The organism is Planctomicrobium stercoris, assembly GCF_051465655.1.
GTDB lineage: Bacteria > Planctomycetota > Planctomycetia > Planctomycetales > Planctomycetaceae > Planctomicrobium.
Map to the genome: position 1 here is coordinate 760,322 of NZ_CP195791.1, position 16,631 is coordinate 776,952.

A 16,631-nucleotide genomic window follows, 5' to 3' on the forward strand; every position below is an offset into this window, starting at 1 on the left:
TCCCCGGAAGGCCCCCTTTCTTCTCCGGTTTCTTCTGCAACAACCCCATCCGTTCATCCGCACCGGAATCTATTCAGACATTCCGCGAATACGGATTACAATTCTTTAATCTCCAGGCTCATTTCTCGACAAATGCAAGTTGCTGCCGAAGAATGTCGCACTTGCACCCGGAATTCGAACGAGACATCAGATTCAGCAGGCATCGAGCGATCCCATGCATTCCATAGCCGACATCGGCTCCGCAGCGTCTGCGCGGTACGCTCAACTGGCAAAGACAATTGGAGAGGCCGCTCACCTGCTTCCGTCGCAGGGGCCGATTCAAATTTTCGTTCACCGTAACACGCTGCAGGCTTTCGAAGCAGAGCCCTTCGAGGGGGCAGCCGCTCGTGCCAGGGACATTTATGGGAGTGAGCCGTATCTCCAGGAAGCGGAGTTCCGGCAGAAGCTGGCCAGCGGACGAATCCTTCTGCGGGACATTAAGGCGGTTCTGAAGGAAGACCTGGGAGACACTGCCACCGTCCAGATCGGGACAATCTGCACCCGGATGCAGCTGCGTCAGGCGATGCTGCAGTACTCTCTTCGCACAGGGACGGATGCGGAACTTCGCTGGTTGATCGCCGAGGCTGATGCGCTCAATCATTTCTCCTCCGAGGTCCCTGCACATGTGAAAACCCAGATGATCGAAGAGACTCGTCGCTGGGTGATGCGGGATCTGAGAAACGGCTCTTCAACCCCGGTGCAGGGAATTCACGCTGCAGCCGCAGCGTTGATGGAACGCTTTGGAAGTTCCGACATTGAACGATGGGGGGACCGCCGCTGGGAAGCGATGACCCTGCATCTGCTCTGGCATCTCTGTCACGTTGGTGTGCATGGAATTCCCGAGTTGCATCAACAGTCCCGTCCCTCGCTGCGATGTCGTGAGCTGCTTGTGCAGATTTCCGGAGTGGACGTGGACCGGATGATCAATGCCGTGCTGATTCCATTTTGCGCAGCGTACCTGGATCAAGGAATCTCTCACTGGACTCTTCCCGGCCGTGAACAAGGATTTCTGCACTCCTTCACGGAACTCTATGGAGAGAGTCGTCCGGTGGAATCCTGGATGTCCGAGTTACCGCGTCTGTTGCAGCGGATTCGGGACTCGCAGACCGACCCTCTTGACCTCATCGATCAGTCGTTGCACGAACTGGGAGTGCAGGAAGGGGATCGGGAAGAATACCTGCGGGAGACGATGTTATCGCTGCGAGGCTGGGCAGGGATGCTGCATCAGATGGAGACCAATGCGGAATGGGCCGTTCATCCGGCGCCTGCCGGATCGTTGATGGAATACATGGCGGTCCGTCTTTTGCTGGAACGACTCGCATTGCGGTCAACTCTGAGTGAAGTGCTCGGCGATCATGAAGAACTGCGAACTGCTCATGCACGTTTGCGCCGCCGGGTCGCTCGCACACCGAGAGTCAGTGTGGACCAACGAGCATTTCTTGTCTTTCAACTGGCGCAGGTCTGTGGGTGGAAGCCTGAAGAACTGCATCACCAGAGCAGAGAGGACTGGCAGCGGCTGGTCGAGGAGATTGAATTGTTCTCCGATCTGTCGCGACGAAGTCTCTATCAGCAGGCATTTGAGCGTCGGTATCGGAACCAGACTCTGGACGCAGTGCTGACACACGGGCGGCTTTCGACTCCCCGAAGTGGAATTCCCAGGCTGCAGGTCGTCTGCTGCCTCGATGCCCGGGAGGGGTCGTACCGTCGTCATCTCGAAGAGGTCGCGCCCGACTGCGAGACGTTCGGCATGGCCGGATTTTATGGCGTGGCGATGTATTACCGGGGTGTGGCTGATGCTCACTTCGTTCCCCTGTGTCCGGTGATGGTGAAACCCCAGCATTATGTGACCGAAGATGTGGCCCCGGCGATGCAGACATCGGGACGACGTCGACAGGAAACCCGGCGGGCGATTGGAAAGACCCGGCATTTGCTGCACACCGGAAGCCGGTCGATCCTGGGCGGAGCCATGACGGCATGGCTGGGAACCCTGGCCTCTTTTCCGCTAGTGATGCGAGTCCTTTTCCCGCGACTCACGTCTCGCACTCAGCGTCTGTTCGGGAGTTTGATCAGGCCTCCAGCGTTGACCCGGCTGGAGATGGAACGAACCGAACCCAAGCCAGGTCCCGACGATGGACACCGAGGGTTTACGGTCGATGAAATGGTCTTGATTGGCCATCGAGTCCTTTCGGACATGGGATTGACTCGAAACTTCTCCCGGCTGGTGATCCTGACCGGACACGGCTCCTCCTGTCTGAACAATCCTCATGAGTCTGCGTACGATTGCGGCGCCTGCGGAGGAGGCCGCGGCGGTCCCAACGCCCGGGTCCTGGCGGCGATCCTGAACGACTCCCGGGTCCGCGAACGATTAGAAACACTGGGGCTGCAAATTCCTGCGGAGACGGTGTTTCTGGGGTCGTATCACAATACGTGTGATGACTCAGTCACGTTCTTTGACCTCGATCGCGTACCCCCGAGTCGGCGTGAAGATGTCGAATACGCCAGGAGCGTCATCGAGGAAGCCCGGCGACGAAACGCCCATGAACGCTGCCGTCGGTTCATCTCCGCCGAATTGTCCATGTCAGAGGAGGCAGCCCTCAGGCATGTGGAAGCCCGGTCCGAAGATCTTTCTCAGGTTCGGGCCGAATGTGGAAATGCCACGAATGCCGTTGGGTTCATTGGCCGTCGTGCCCGAACGACCGGGCTCTTCATGGATCGTCGGGCACTTCTGACTTCATATGATCCGACGGCCGACAATGAAGACGCACAGATTCTTGAACGGATCCTGCAGGCGGTCATTCCAGTCTGTACCGGAATCAATCTCCAATATTACTTCAGCCACGTCGATCCCGCTGGATACGGGTGTGGCTCGAAGCTTCCTCATAACATTACCGCACTGCTGGGAGTGATGGACGGAGCAGCCAGCGACCTTCGTCCGGGGCTTCCCTGGCAGATGGTCGAGATTCACGAACCGCTCAGAATCCTGTACATCATCGAAACGACTCCCGTGATCATGCAGAGGATTCTGGATCGCAATCCGCAACTGAAAGTCCTCTTCGACAATGCCTGGGTCCAACTCGCCGTGTTGAATCCGGAGTCCCCGGAAGCACACGTGTATCGGCATGGTCAGTTCGATAAATATCAACCCGAGTCCACCGATCTTCCCGTCGTGAAGCAGTCACGCGACTGGTATCGCGGCTGGCGGGATCATCTGGGATATGCCCGCATTGTCCCGGATCAATCGAAGCCGATCACGCCCTGCCCGCAGACAGAAACGGCGGGTGTGTGATGGATGTCGACCAGCTGTTCTGGATTCTGGGGACCATTGTCGTTGTCGCGCCGAGTCTGCTGCTGGCAGCGATCGGGATTCCCATGGTCCTCGGAGTGTCCGTTCAGGAAGGGACGACAGCCCGCTTCACGCAGACCGTGGTGCTGGCAGGGCTGGTCTGTTCGCTGACGATTCTCGTGCTGATGCTGACTCACGGAATTCATCACGTTCCTGTGGAGTTCGGTAACTGGTTCGCACTTCCGGAAGAACATTCCCATTTCCACCTGAGTTTCATCTTTGACCGTCTCTCCGTTCCGTTCGTCATTCTGACGTTTGTGCTGGTGGGGACAATCAGTGCTTTCGCCAGTCGATACCTGCATCGGGAGAGCGGATATCACCGCTTCTTCTTGCTGAACGCGATGTTCCTGATGGGAATGGTTCTCGCCATCGTGGCCGGGACGATTGAAACATTATTCGTTGGGTGGGAGCTGGTGGGACTCTCGTCGGCATTGCTGATTGCGTATTTTCACGAGCGTCCTTCCCCGGTCCGCAACGGGCAATGGGTCTGGTCGGTCTATCGAATCGCGGATGCCGCGTTCCTGCTGGCGGCACTTCTGCTGCACCATCTCAACGGAGAAGGGGACTTCGAAGTGCTGATGGGGCAGGGGGACTGGCCGGTCGGTCATGCGATCCTGTCTTCCAGGCAGGCTCTGGTTGTCGGACTGCTGTTCCTCGTGGCCGCTGCGGGGAAATCGGCACTGATTCCATTTTCGGGCTGGCTCCCCCGGGCGATGGAAGGGCCCACCCCCTCCAGCGCCATTTTCTATGGGGCACTTTCCGTTCATCTGGGGACTTATCTCCTGTTACGCGTCAGCCCCATTCTGGAACTGTCTGGACTGCTCTGTGCCTGTGTGATCGGACTGGGGCTGAGTACCGCACTGCTGGCAGCGATGACTGCCCGGGTTCAGACCGATGTGAAAAGTGCTCTGGCCTACGCGTCCCTCACGCAGGTGGGAATCATCACTGCTGAAATCGGAATGGGGTTCCGGTACCTGGCCTTGATTCACATCATCGGACACGCCTGTCTGCGAACGCTCCAGCTCTTGCGCGCTCCGAACCTGCTGCGTGATTATCACGGACTGGAGAATGCCATCGGGGCGCGTCTTCCTCGACGGCCGGGGCTGCCCGCCCGCCTGCTTTCAGACCGCGCGCGTCGGAGTCTCTATCGTCTGGCACTCGAGCGAGGGAACCTGGACGCCCTGATTCGTGTCTATGTCGTCCGGCCGTTTCTCGCCGTCTTTTCCTGGTGCAACGCCATGGAAATGAGATGGACGAACCTGCTGGCAGGAAAACGCTCGAGCAAAACGGATCAGCAGGCAGCAGGCACGAGTGGGGAGGGTGGACGCTGATGACCTTTGAACTTCCCTGGATTTTGCTGATGGTGTTGTGCCCCGCACTGGGGGCGGTCTGGGTTCATCGTTGTTCCCCTCCGGAGCGGGCCCGTCGCAGGACGTTGATCTGCTGTGGGCTGACGTTGCTCATCAGTCTGGGAGCAGGAGCTCGAGCGAGCCTTCCTGGACCTTCTGCAGATCACATTCGCGAAACATTTTCAACTGTGGACAGCGGTCGGATCTTCGCAGTCGATGCTGTGAATGCACCGCTGCTTCCACTGGTGTCCCTCGCGTTCTTCCTCACCGCGCTCACGACACTGCGGACGAAGTTCCGTCAGTTTTCATTTACCCGCATGCTGATTTCTCAGGCCCTGTTGATGGCGACCTTGAGTTCACAGCACCGCTGGGCGGTGGTGACGCTGCTGGCAGCAGGGACGATTCCCCCCTGGCTCGAGTTGCGAGCCTTGAAGAAGCCAACCCGTGTTTATTTGGTGCACATGTTGCTGTTTGTCGTGCTGTTGATCAGCGGACAGTCGCTCGTGGATGCGGGGGGCGAGGCGAATTCCCTCTCCCTTCTCGGAATCGCGTTGCTGATCGGAGCCGTCCTGCTGCGGAGCGGATGTGTTCCAATGCACTGCTGGATTACCGATCTGTTTGAGCACGCGACGTTCGGGACGGCACTGCTGACGGTGACTCCGATGGTGGGGGCCTATGCCGCCATGCGGCTCGTCCTGCCCATTGCCCCGGACGGAGCCCTGCATGCCATCGCCGTCCTTTCATTGATCACCGCGGTTTATTCAGCGGGAATGGCACTTGTCCAATCGGAGGCCCGCCGGTTCTTCTGCTATGTCTTCCTGAGTCATTCATCGCTGGTTCTCGTGGGTCTGGAAACAGTCACAGCTTTGGGGCTGACCGGCGGCCTGTGCGTCTGGCTGTCGGTGGGCTTGTCTTTAACCGGATTTGGCCTCGTGCTGCGAAGCGTGGAAGCACGGACCGGCCGTCTGTCTCTGGCCACCTATCACGGTCTGCTGACGCATACTCCCCGGCTGGCTGCCCTGTTTTTACTGACGGGTCTGGCGAGTATCGGCTTCCCGGGGACGCTGGGATTTGTGGGTTCGGAACTGTTGATCGACGCTGCGTTGCGATTTCACCCGGCCGTTGTGGTGGCTGTCGTGGCGGGGTCGGCATTGAACGGTCTGGCGGTCGTCAAAGCGTATTTTCACATTTTCACAGGGACTCGGCACGCTGCGACCATCGATTTGCGGAGCCGACCTTCAGAAAGGATTGCCGTCTTGATTCTCGCTGCTTTAATCATTGGAGGGGGACTTTATCCGCAGCCGGGGGTGACATCCCGGTATGCCGCCGCCCGGCAACTGATGCAGCAGCGCGGAGCGCGGTTTGGACAACCCTCGACAGAGACGGAACACATCCCCTGACACCCGGTCCGGAACAGAATGCTCCGGTCGATTCCTGAACAGGTTTCCGCCATGAAAACCATCGATTACATCTATCGCTTCGATCCGGGGAACCCCTCGGCCAAGCCTCTTCCGGAAGACGCTGATGCCGCCCGAAAGGTTTTGGAAGACGGCAACCGGATGTTCTCTGCCTGGATGGAAAGTTGCCGGACGGGATGTGTCAGTGCCGGCGATCCTCAGTACATCGTTCCGTGCAACGGACTGGAAGTGGGGATGCCCCGGACTCATGGAGAGATGCCGCGTCAGCGTCCTTTTGCCGTCGTTGTCGGCTGTTCCGATGCCCGGGTCCCGACTGAAATGCTGTTCGGGCAAGGCTTCAACGATCTGTTCGTAATCCGCGTGGCGGGTAACGTGCTCGGGGACGTCTGCATGGGAAGCGTCGACTTCGCTCTGGAAGCTCTGAGCGAGAGCGTGCGGGTGGTCGTCATGCTGGGGCATAGCGGCTGCGGGGCTGTGGGAGGGGCGGTCGATGCGTACCTGCGCCCGCAGAAATACTGGTCACGTTCACTCTCGCCGATGCTGCGGACCGTCCTGCAGCGGATCTTTGTCGCGGTGCGGGAAGCTGCCAATGGTCTCAAGGAAGTCTGGGGACCGGATGCCCGTCAGATGCCAGGGTATCGGGAAGCTTTGATTGAATCTGCCGTCTGCATGAACGCTGCGCATAATGCGTTCGCTCTCAAGCAGGAAGTCGAGCGGAATGCGAAGTGGGAAATTCAGGTGCTGTATGGAGTTCACAACATTCGCAACCATCAGGTCTGCATGCCGGTCAATCCACAGGCTGTTCGCAGCAACGACAATGTCCGGCTCGCTCAGGCTCCCAGCCACCCGGGGGAATTCCAGGCCCTGGCGGTTCAGATGGCAGAACTCCTCAAGGATGTTCCGATGGGGAAGGAGAGTCATTGAGTGACTGAAAAAGGCGGCCGTCCCGCTGCCGGAACGCCGGATTGATCCTCCTGAAACTGCTCACGGTGGACTCGGACATCTGCCGGAATCTATATTCCCGGCAGCCCTCGCATGGCGATGGTCATGGTCCAAACATTTCAAGGAGGAAATTTTCATGGGCAGGTTTTTGAGGTTTTCGCTCAGCTTTCTGTATCTCTTTTCAGTCGGAACACAGGTCTGGGCACAGGTGAACCCCCAGTCACTCGTCGGGTATTGGGTTGTCACCGACCTGGTGGAAGACGGCAAAGTCATTCCCAAGCTCGCCATTCCGGAGTGGCTTCCCTCGAGCGGAAAGATGGAAATCGGCGAAGGGGCGATCCTCTTCAAATCTCATATCGACGGACAGGTTCACGCCCGGCTCTTCTCTGTGGACGGCACCCGCATCCCCAACGTGATCAAGTTGACCAACTCCGACCAGACGCAGACCGTCGGAATTATCAAGATGGACGGTTCCAATCTGGTCGTCTGTCTTTCAGGGCCGGGAGATACGGTTGCTCCGACCGACTTCTCCGCCGAAGCCGGCAGCAAGCGCATGCTGATGGTTCTGCAGCGAGATGCCGCCGCACCCCCCGCCAAACCGGCACCAGCGGTGACAGCAGAAGCTCCGCCGGCTCCTCCTTCCCCTCCGGCAGCCACCGTCGTCACCGACGCGGACATCGCCAAGCTGTTGGTCGGAGTCTGGAAATTCGACGATCATTTTGGATCGATCATCGTGAAGTACAACGCGGACGGTACCTATACCACCACCCGCTCCGTGGAAGAGATGCGACTATTCAAGCTGGTCTTCATTGAAACACCCCTTTCCGCCGGGACGTGGAAAGTTGTTAACAGCCAGCTCCTCTGCACGGTCACTTCGTCCATCACCCCGGATCGGCTGGGGCATACCTTCCCGTTCACGGTCCGGTCGATCTCTCCGACCGACTTCATTTTTGTCGACTACTTCGGGCGAGTCGGACAGGCCAAACGGGTCGTCCTCGACTGAGGAAAACCTGCAATTCAGCTGACGGGGGACATCAGTCCCCCGTTTTTGTTTCAGGGCCTCCTCTTGTCCCGACTGCCCGAATCGCAGCCTTTTTTGCAGTCGGAAATCATCTTGCCCGAATTTCGCAAGTCCTGATACAGTCTGTCTCTAACGCGACTATCGAAGGTGAATCGCACAAACGTGCGGCGTTCCGGCGGCGAACTCACAGCTTCCGAACGGAAAATGAATCCTGATCGCCGCCACATACCCCTGAGACAGGGGCTAAGACGGGACTGACTGGCAAGGGAATGCTGAATCGGTTGCGAGACTGGCTTTGCCCGGATCTGGGCATCGACCTGGGAACTGCGAATACACTCATCGCGGTCCGCGGGATGGGTGTCGTTCTGGATGAACCGACCGTCCTCGCTCTCGAAAAGAAAACACGCAAAGTCCTCGGCCGCGGAGCAGCCATCGGCAAGCTCGCCCGCCAGATGGTCGGCCGCACTCCGGAAAGTATTGTTTCGATTTACCCCGTCCGGCACGGGGTCATCACCGATTTTGAACTGTGCGAAACCCTGCTGCGGTACTTCATTCAAAAGGCCGCAAAGCAAAGTGGCGGCTTTCGGCCCCGCTGTATCGTGTCCGTTCCCTCGGAAATTTCCTCGGTCGAAAAGCGGGCCGTCTACAACAGCATCGAACGGGCGGGGGCCGGTCGCATTTATCTCATCGAAAAAGCCAAAGCTGCCAGTATTGGAGCAGGCCTTCCCATCAGTGAACCGCTCGCCAGCATGATCTGCGACATCGGCGGCGGAACCACCGAGTGCGCGATCCTCAGCCTCGGGGAAGTCATCGCCAGCAAGTCGATCCGCATCGCTGGGAACGACATGGACGAAGCGATCATCGATTACCTGCGACAGCACTATTCGCTGCGCATCGGCAGACCGACGGCAGAACAGCTGAAGATCGAAATCGGCAGTGCTGCTCCCCTGGATAATGAACTTTCCACAGAAGTTCGCGGACTCGACAGCATGAGCGGCATTCCCCGCAAAGCGGTCATCACAAGTGAAGAGATTCGCGAAGCACTGGGTGAATGCCTGTGGAAAGTGGTGAACTGCATCAAGGCCAGTATCGAACAATGTGATCCGGAGTTGATCGGAGACCTCGCCGATACCGGTCTGGTACTCGCTGGCGGGGGAGCACTCCTTCGAAACATCGACCTGTATCTCCGGGAGCACCTGGGAATCCCGGTTCGAATCGATCCCGAACCACTCACGACCGTGGCCCGGGGAACAGCCATCTGCCTAGAGCATCTTCATCACTGGAAGAAACGCTTCCAGACGGAAGGAGCCGGTTTCTAGAGCGGTTTTGTTAAAAATCTATTACGTTCCGCAGGCGATCATATGGACTTTCATGCGGTGAAAATCCTGAATCGCCTGCACATGATCGACCAAACCGGTCTGGATGAGATATTGGTCAATGGTCATTTCTCAATTGTCATTTGTCATTGATTTTCGCTTCGTCGGAGCGATGCCACGGAGCGGGTTATCGCAGGAGTTTCTTCGGCGGTGATGGAAACTTCGATCCGAATTCCGATCCTTGTGTGGACTGGCTGGCTGCTGGTCACGCTGTTTCTGCAGGCAGGGCCGGAGAAGGTTCAGATGCAGATCCAGTCGGGACTGCAGGCGCTCGCTGCCCTGGGACTGGAATCGGTCCACGTGGTGATGAAGCTGGGGGGCACTCCGGATTCCCGGGAAACCAGAACGGGTGACGCGTCCGCAGACAGGGAGACACTCGCGGCACAAAACCGGATGCTCGCGAAGCTGGTCGCAGACCTTCAGTCCGAGAATGACCAGCTTCGACAGGCCGCCCCTCTCACGAAAACCGAGGATGCCGTTCCCCTTGTCGATTTTCATGCCATCCCCACGCGAATTCTCGGCCAGCGCGGGGATCAGTTCAGCGACAGTCTCCAGCTTCTGATCTCTCTGGGGAGTGCTCAGGGGATCCACTCGGGAGAGCTGGTCCTCTCTGGAAAAGGTCTGGTCATCGACCAGGGAAAGAAACAGGGAATCACTCCTGATCAGCTGGTCACAGCGGGGCGTGGACTATTTGGACGCACGGTGCGGGTCGGAAAAGAGACCTCGCTCGTGCAGCCGGTGACAGATCCCGCTTTCCGGATGGGGGTGCGAATTGTCCGGCGCTCCGCCTTCGGTGCGGTTCAGGGGCCGCAGGGAATCCTCGTCGGAACAGGGACCGGGTGTCGGCTGACTGAAGTGACCGCCACGGAAGCGGTCGCGGTCGGTGACGAAGTCTACACAGATCGGCTGGTCTCACCGGGATCCGAACCGGTCTATTGCGGGCGGATCACACGGGCAGAGGTCCAGTCCGGTGAAAACCACTGGAGCCTGGAAGTCGCCCCCCTGCAAGCTCCCGGGAATTTCCCCCGAGAGCTTTTCATCCTGCGGGCGGAACTCAATCCAGACCGGATTGGCCAGATCCCGGCCGAGTAACACATCTCAAACTCAGGCTTCCGTGGGACCGAACAGATCTTTGATCAGGACTGGAGCGGTTTGATTGATGTGGTAGGCCATCGCTGACACGGCAGCTTGCGGGTCGTGAGCGGCCATGGCTCTGACGATCTCCAGATGCTCCGCGTTTTCATCGAGATGTAAATAGTTGGCCTGGGCCTGACAGCGGGCATGCCGCGCATCTCGAAGCACGCTGAAGAGTGTGGAATAACGGCGAATCTCATGGGCGAGACGTTCGCTTCCGCACCGCTCAGCAATCATGTTATGCAACCGGAGATCGAACTCTCGGGTTTTCATCGACCAGGCCTCGTCGCGGGTGGCATTCTCCAGAGCGACGAGTTCCTGCTCCAGTTGATTCAGTTCATAAGGGGCAAAACGGTCACAGGCGTGCAGGACCGCCTCGCACTCCAGGATTCGTCGGACCTGAACCAGTTCGTGAACTTCGACAGGACCGAATCGACGCAGAACCGCGCCTCGGTTCGGCTGCAGATCGAGAATCCCGATCCCGGCCAGTTCGACCAGTGCTTCCCGGACAGGAGTGGCACTGACTTCAAACTGTTCTGCAAGTGTTTCGACCCGCATCCGCTGGCCGACGGCAAATTTTCCAGTGAAGATTCCGCAGAGGATCTCGCGGACGATTCTTTCACGTCGGAGTCCGTGATCGAAAGTGGAAGCAGCTGGCGTTAACGTTCCGGACATGTCTACTACTTTCTTGTTTGTGCCTCATTCCGCCCAGCGGCAGTCGACATTTCAGGGGATGAAATTGGGCCGGGGCGGACGGGGTAGAGCGTAGTGCTCCAAGCCTCTGGATCCTGGATAGTGAATGATGACAAATTATTAAGGTCGCACACGAAGTATCGTTTCGACAAGGTAGATTATAAAACTCCAAGGCCGCCGGACAGAGGAAATCTTGAAGATTTTATATTGTGTGTAACATTTTTCGAATTATGATGTTACGTGCAATTGGTTCGCTTGCGAATGGGTTGTGGGGGACTTAAGGCTCTTCGAGATGGGATCTTACGTGACGCGTTAGATCGGCTACGACTCACTCGTTTGTTGCTGAAATTGACGCCGATCCTCCTACAATTTTCTATGCCTTCCGGAATACCGTGCGGACAGCTTACAGGACTAAAATCTGTTTCCTGAGATTGAGGATTGCATCAGGACATCCCGAATTTTTCATGGATCGGAAGCCACTCAATGCCCACCTTCTTCGAGGTCAGCCGGGTCTCGTCCAACTGTTTGGGACGATCACTGATGGTTCCACTCGCAGTCTGTCTGTGTCTGTCAGCCTGTTCGCAGCCGTCCCCTTCCCAAAGTGATCCTGCCGTCGAGAATCAGGAATCTCAGCCCGTTTCAACTACAGAGGAGATTGTCATGGAGTCTGGTTCCACGCCGCCCGCTGCCGGCAAACTGCAACTCTCCGAGAATGAATGGAAACTGCGACTCACCCCGGAGCAGTACTGGGTGCTGCGAGAGAAGGGGACGGAACGACCGTGGATCAACGAGTTCGATGAACATTTCGAGCCGGGAACCTATTCTTGTGCAGCCTGCGGGACGGAGCTCTTCGATGCTGAGACTAAATTCAATTCCGGCTGCGGCTGGCCTGCGTTTTACGCTGCCAAAGCGGGTGACAAAGTGACACTCGTCTCCGACCGCAGTCACGGAATGGTGCGCACAGAAGTGCTCTGCTCCCACTGTGACTCTCATTTGGGGCACATCTTTGATGACGCTCCGCAAACCCCGACCGGACAGCGGTTCTGCATTAACTCGGTTTCGCTGAAGTTCACTCCCGCTCCGGCGGCTCCTGCCTCTCCGCCGGAATAGCCCCGGCCTCAGACTGTTGCTCAGGAAGAAGTGATCGAACGCGAGAACCGAAATGGTCCCGGGACTGTCGTTCAGAAGAAGACCGCGGTCAGGTATGTTCCGCTGAGAATTGCGAGCACTCGGGCGATGGTCTTTCCCCGCAGGCAGGCCTCGTTCAAGCGTTCCAGGAACCGGGGTGGAGTGACGATTTGAGGTTCCAGCCGGGACCGCAGCTCCGCACACAGCCCTTCCAGAAGACAGAGGCTGACAGCGTTGTCGGCAATAGTCATAAAGTTTCTCGGCCCTTGTCGCAGGGCGTTGTCGCGAAAATGCAGGGTGAAAATTCGTTCCAAACCGTGTGATTCGCTCCCGCATCGTCGCGTTTTGATGGACGACGTCCGATTCCCGCTTCAATGTTCCGAGCCTCGGCCAGCGAGAATCACATTTCGGCAAGCAAATCACAGCAAAACAGTCTTATCGTCCAGTCGCAGGAGACAACTTGACTCTTCTGGCTGGGAAGCGTTGGGGTTTTGCGGCAGCCGGACTGAGTGAAGTGGTTGTGTCGGCTTTTTTGAATGTTGCGGCGAATTCGTCCTCGAGAGTTTCAGCCTTGGCTCGGCCCGGGAATTGACGCAGTTGGAGCGTGCTGCGTACTTTACCTGTTTCCTCGTGTGAAACGTCGTGACGTCGAGCACGCCTCCGACTCTTCCTGTTTCCTGACCCGCTGATCATGACCGTCCGTACCCGGTTTGCTCCTTCCCCCACTGGCTACATGCACATCGGCGGCATGCGGACTGCCCTGTTCAACTGGCTGTGGGCTCGGCATCATGGCGGGCAGTTCATTCTCCGGATCGATGACACCGATCAGGAGCGGAACATCGAAGAGGCCCTGTCGCCGATTCTGGAAGCGTTTCGATGGCTGGGACTCAACTGGGATGAAGGCCCTGAAGTCGGTGGACCGCATGGCCCATATTTCCAGTCGCAGCGAAGAGAGCTCTATCAGAAGGCGTGCGATCAACTTCTCGATGCCGGTCTGGCCTACCGCGACTTTGATACCCCTGCCACCATTCAAGCTGACCGGGAAGCGGCAGAACGGGAGAAACGTCCCTTCCTGAATATCCGTCGGTCCCTGGAGCTCACTCCGGACGAGGTCTCCGAGCGGGTCGCGCGAGGCGAACCGTATGTGATCCGTTTTCTGGTCGACCGGTCCCGCAAGATCGCCATTGATGATCAGGTGAGAGGCCATGTCGAATGGGATTGTGGCCTCATTGCCGACCCCGTGATCATGCGGGGGAACGGGATGCCGCTGTACAACTTCGCCACCGTTGTCGATGACATTGACCTGAAGATCACGCACGTGATCCGCGCGGAAGAGCATCTCACGAACACCTCCGTGCAGGCGCTCATGTTCGAAGCGCTGGGAGCGGAGATGCCGATCTTCGCCCACATTCCGTTCGTGGCTGCCCCGGGCACCAAGGAGAAGCTGAGCAAACGCGAGAAGCAGCTGGAGAAGTACCGCAAGAGTCCGCAGTTCAAAAAGCTCTTTGAGATCGCGGACACGGTCCTGCCCCAGCTGGGACTGGGAAATTCCACGTCGCTCAATCCGGTGATGGTCGCGTATTACGAGGCTGTCGGATTCCTCCCGGAAGCGATTCTGAATGGACTGGCGCGTCTGGGGTGGTCGCTCGACGACAAGACGGAAACCATGTCTCCGCAGTTCATCGTCGAGAACTTCACGCTGGATCGGGTCGTCAAAGCGCCCGCTGGTCTCGACCCCGACAAGCTTCTCTCCTACCAGGAATACTGGATGGGGCAGAAGACGACCCAGGAGAAAGTGGCTGGATGCCTGCCGTATCTGCTTAAAGCTGGCATCATCAACTCTGGCGATGAACATCTGGAGATGCTCCATCGACTGGTCGGCAGCCTGGGAGATCGAATCAAGCTCTTCAGCGACATCCTTGCTTACGAGGAATACTTCGTCGCAGATGAGAATCTGCAGTACGACGAAAAAGCCTTTGCGAAGCGGATTCAGCAACCGGAACGAGCCCGTGAACTTCTCGCCAGTTATCGACAGGTGCTCGCCGATTCGCAGACGTTCGAGGCGGGTCCGCTCGAAGAAGCGTTCAAGCAGTGGATGGAACAGCAGGGAATCTCGTACGGGGACATCGTCCATGCACTCCGCATTGCGGTGACTGGCAAAACGACCGGCCCCGGAATGTTTGAATGCCTCGAACTGCTCGGGAAAGATCGCTGTCTGCAGCGGATCGACCGGGCACTGCAATGGACTCCCTCATCGTAAGGGACTGCCGGTGGGGTCCGACAGCGGAATCACTCGACCGGCGACCCCTGCTCAGCGACGTCCTTTTTCAGGTCATCCAGGCCCAGGAACAGCGTTCCGTAGATCACGCCAGCGGTTGTGACCGGGATCCATTGGGTGAACTGATAATAGATGGACGCGGCGAAGACTGCCTCCTGGTCCGTCGTGAAGAACTTCATCACGCTGATGAAGATGAACTGCATCACGCCGATGAAGCCGGGGGAACTCGGAATGGCGACCCCAAACGCAATCGCCCCCAGCAGCACCATGGCGATCGGAATCGTGTGCGGCAGGCCGAAACTCCATAACGAGATCATGACCAGGAAGCCGTTCAATCCCCACTTCACCAGCGAGATGACGAGCATGGCGAAGACGAGTCGAATGTCTTTCAGCGATGCCAACCCCTGGGCACCCGTCTCCAGCACGCGACAGATTTTGTCAGTGAAGGAGTGCGGCAGCAGCGGAAGTCGTTTGAGAATCCGCTCGACAAAGTTGACGAACGTTTTGGTCCAGATCACGTAACAGAGTGAAGCAGCGACGACGCATGCAGCGGCTGCTGAGAAAATCATCGCCCCTTGCTGCACCCGGGGGTCGAGTCCCTGCACGAAGAGGAGTCCGATCGAGAGGTAGAACACGACGGCCATCCCGTCCAGCACGCGCTCGAGGACTACGCTGGAGAGGGCGACAGTCAGGGGGAGTCGCTGTTGCTTTGCCAGCGCATGGCAGCGAAGAAACTCGCCGATCCGCAAGGGGAGCAAATTGTTGAATCCAAAACCGATCATGATCGGCCCGAGAAGATCCCGCAGCGGACGATACGAACCGACCGGGGAGAGGAGTAACCGCCAGCGCCACGCTTTGAGCCAGTAGAAGATAAGCAGCGTCAGCAGAATAGCCGGGATCGAAGCGTAGTTGGCCCGCTGAAATGCGGAGACCAGTTTCTGCCACGCGTCGGGATCTTTGAGCATGTCCCGGACAGCGAGCCAGAGACACAGGGCGGAGACTGCCAGCCCGAGTCCGACTTTCAGCCATTTGCCGGATGAGGAGCGTCGAGGTGTGGTCGCGGTGGTCATGAATCTGCTGGGCAGTGGCTGAGTGGCACCCGGGACTGAGCGATCTGTTTCGAGAGTGGGTCTGGTCCGGGCTGGGGACGCGGTGATTCTCTCCGCTGTGAACCGGATCAACAAGCGACTTCAAAATTCCAGGCGTTCGGCAGACTTTGGTTGGGAAGATGTTCGAGGCTGTCCGGGCTGCGGAGGAGAAAACGGACTGAAGAAGAACCACTTGACATGCCGATAGTTTACATGTAAACTAATTCCAGTGACGACATCAACCGGCCGGGGCAACCCTCAACCCTCAACCCTCAACCCTCAACCCTCCATGAGTCAGCTTCAGAAAGAACTCAAAAAAAAGAAGCCGTTCGACCAGCCGGAACAGGAAGCAATCCTGAACCTGCTGCGGACCAGCGACCTCTTTCAGAATCGGTTCGGCAGGCTGTTGCGGACTTACGAGATCACGGAGTCGCAGTACAACGTTCTGCGGATTCTGCGAGGCGAGGGGAAACCGCTCCCGTGTCTGGAAGTTGCCAGTAGAATGATACAGGTGGTTCCAGCGATCACAGGACTGGTCGATCGATTGGAGAAGCAGGGGTTGGTTTCACGGCACCGTTGTGAAGAGGATCGGCGGGTGATTTTTGTGGATCTGACTCCTCGGGCAAAAACGCTGCTGGCGGAGCTGGATCAGCCGGTGCGTGACCTGCATGAACAACTGATTGGGCATTTGACGAAGTCCGAACTTGCCGAGCTGAGTCGACTGCTGGAGAAAGCCAGGGAGAGTGTGACGATGAACGAATCCTAAAAAATTTCAACAAATACTTTACATGTAAACCATTTTGCGTCTGCTTCACACAAGGA

13 protein-coding genes are annotated in these 16,631 nt (G+C 57.8%); 10 read left to right on the forward strand and 3 right to left on the reverse strand.

Translation table 11 applies throughout. The features are described from left to right. Positions 1–214 precede the first annotated feature (214 nt). The 7 genes from SH661x_RS03090 (at position 215) to mreC (ending at position 10,580) form a co-directional block, all read left to right on the forward strand. A complete protein-coding gene (locus SH661x_RS03090; RefSeq protein WP_437227911.1) occupies positions 215–3,325 on the forward strand; it encodes a DUF2309 domain-containing protein in 3,111 nt (1,036 codons plus the stop codon). Then, positions 3,322–4,713, forward strand: a complete 1,392-nt coding sequence (locus tag SH661x_RS03095; RefSeq protein ID WP_437227913.1) for a proton-conducting transporter transmembrane domain-containing protein — start codon at positions 3,322–3,324, stop codon at positions 4,711–4,713. Before SH661x_RS03090 ends, SH661x_RS03095 begins: the two co-directional genes overlap by 4 nt. Then, positions 4,713–6,131: a proton-conducting transporter transmembrane domain-containing protein gene (locus tag SH661x_RS03100; RefSeq protein WP_437227915.1), complete on the forward strand. Its 1,419-nt coding sequence runs from the start codon at positions 4,713–4,715 to the stop codon at positions 6,129–6,131. Before SH661x_RS03095 ends, SH661x_RS03100 begins: the two co-directional genes overlap by 1 nt. 51 nt (positions 6,132–6,182) lie before the next feature. Further along, complete coding sequence (locus tag SH661x_RS03105) at positions 6,183–7,073, forward strand: carbonic anhydrase (protein WP_437227917.1); 891 nt, start codon at positions 6,183–6,185, stop codon at positions 7,071–7,073. Positions 7,074–7,227: 154 nt separating this feature from the next. Continuing rightward, the gene (locus SH661x_RS03110) at positions 7,228–8,094 is read left to right on the forward strand and encodes a TIGR03067 domain-containing protein (RefSeq protein ID WP_437227919.1); all 867 of its coding nucleotides are present in this window, start codon (positions 7,228–7,230) and stop codon (positions 8,092–8,094) included. 287 nt (positions 8,095–8,381) lie between these two features. Continuing rightward, the gene (locus SH661x_RS03115; protein ID WP_437227921.1) at positions 8,382–9,431 is read left to right on the forward strand and encodes a rod shape-determining protein; all 1,050 of its coding nucleotides are present in this window, start codon (positions 8,382–8,384) and stop codon (positions 9,429–9,431) included. Between the two features lie 210 nt (positions 9,432–9,641). After that, positions 9,642–10,580 carry a rod shape-determining protein MreC gene (mreC, locus tag SH661x_RS03120; protein ID WP_437227923.1) on the forward strand — a complete coding sequence of 313 codons (939 nt, stop codon included), beginning with the start codon at positions 9,642–9,644 and terminating at the stop codon, positions 10,578–10,580. Between the two features lie 12 nt (positions 10,581–10,592). On the opposite strand, the gene SH661x_RS03125 is transcribed toward mreC, so the two are convergent. Continuing rightward, positions 10,593–11,297 carry a GntR family transcriptional regulator gene (locus SH661x_RS03125; protein ID WP_437227925.1) on the reverse strand — a complete coding sequence of 235 codons (705 nt, stop codon included), beginning with the start codon at positions 11,295–11,297 and terminating at the stop codon, positions 10,593–10,595. A 501-nt stretch (positions 11,298–11,798) separates the two neighbouring features. Here SH661x_RS03125 and msrB point away from each other — a divergent pair. Next, positions 11,799–12,425, forward strand: a complete 627-nt coding sequence (gene msrB, locus SH661x_RS03130) for a peptide-methionine (R)-S-oxide reductase MsrB (protein ID WP_437227927.1) — start codon at positions 11,799–11,801, stop codon at positions 12,423–12,425. A gap of 71 nt (positions 12,426–12,496) precedes the next feature. Here the strand turns inward: msrB and SH661x_RS03135 are convergent, their stop codons facing one another. After that, positions 12,497–12,694 carry a hypothetical protein gene (locus tag SH661x_RS03135; protein ID WP_437227929.1) on the reverse strand — a complete coding sequence of 66 codons (198 nt, stop codon included), beginning with the start codon at positions 12,692–12,694 and terminating at the stop codon, positions 12,497–12,499. A 440-nt stretch (positions 12,695–13,134) separates the two neighbouring features. Here SH661x_RS03135 and gltX point away from each other — a divergent pair, with 440 nt between their 5' ends. Beyond that, positions 13,135–14,703, forward strand: a complete 1,569-nt coding sequence (gltX, locus tag SH661x_RS03140) for a glutamate--tRNA ligase (protein ID WP_437227931.1) — start codon at positions 13,135–13,137, stop codon at positions 14,701–14,703. Positions 14,704–14,732: 29 nt separating this feature from the next. Here the strand turns inward: gltX and SH661x_RS03145 are convergent, their stop codons facing one another. Then, positions 14,733–15,791 carry a lysylphosphatidylglycerol synthase transmembrane domain-containing protein gene (locus SH661x_RS03145; protein WP_437227933.1) on the reverse strand — a complete coding sequence of 353 codons (1,059 nt, stop codon included), beginning with the start codon at positions 15,789–15,791 and terminating at the stop codon, positions 14,733–14,735. A 307-nt stretch (positions 15,792–16,098) separates the two neighbouring features. Here SH661x_RS03145 and SH661x_RS03150 point away from each other — a divergent pair, with 307 nt between their 5' ends. Continuing rightward, positions 16,099–16,575 carry a MarR family winged helix-turn-helix transcriptional regulator gene (locus SH661x_RS03150; protein ID WP_437227935.1) on the forward strand — a complete coding sequence of 159 codons (477 nt, stop codon included), beginning with the start codon at positions 16,099–16,101 and terminating at the stop codon, positions 16,573–16,575. The last annotated feature ends 56 nt before the right edge of the window (positions 16,576–16,631 follow it).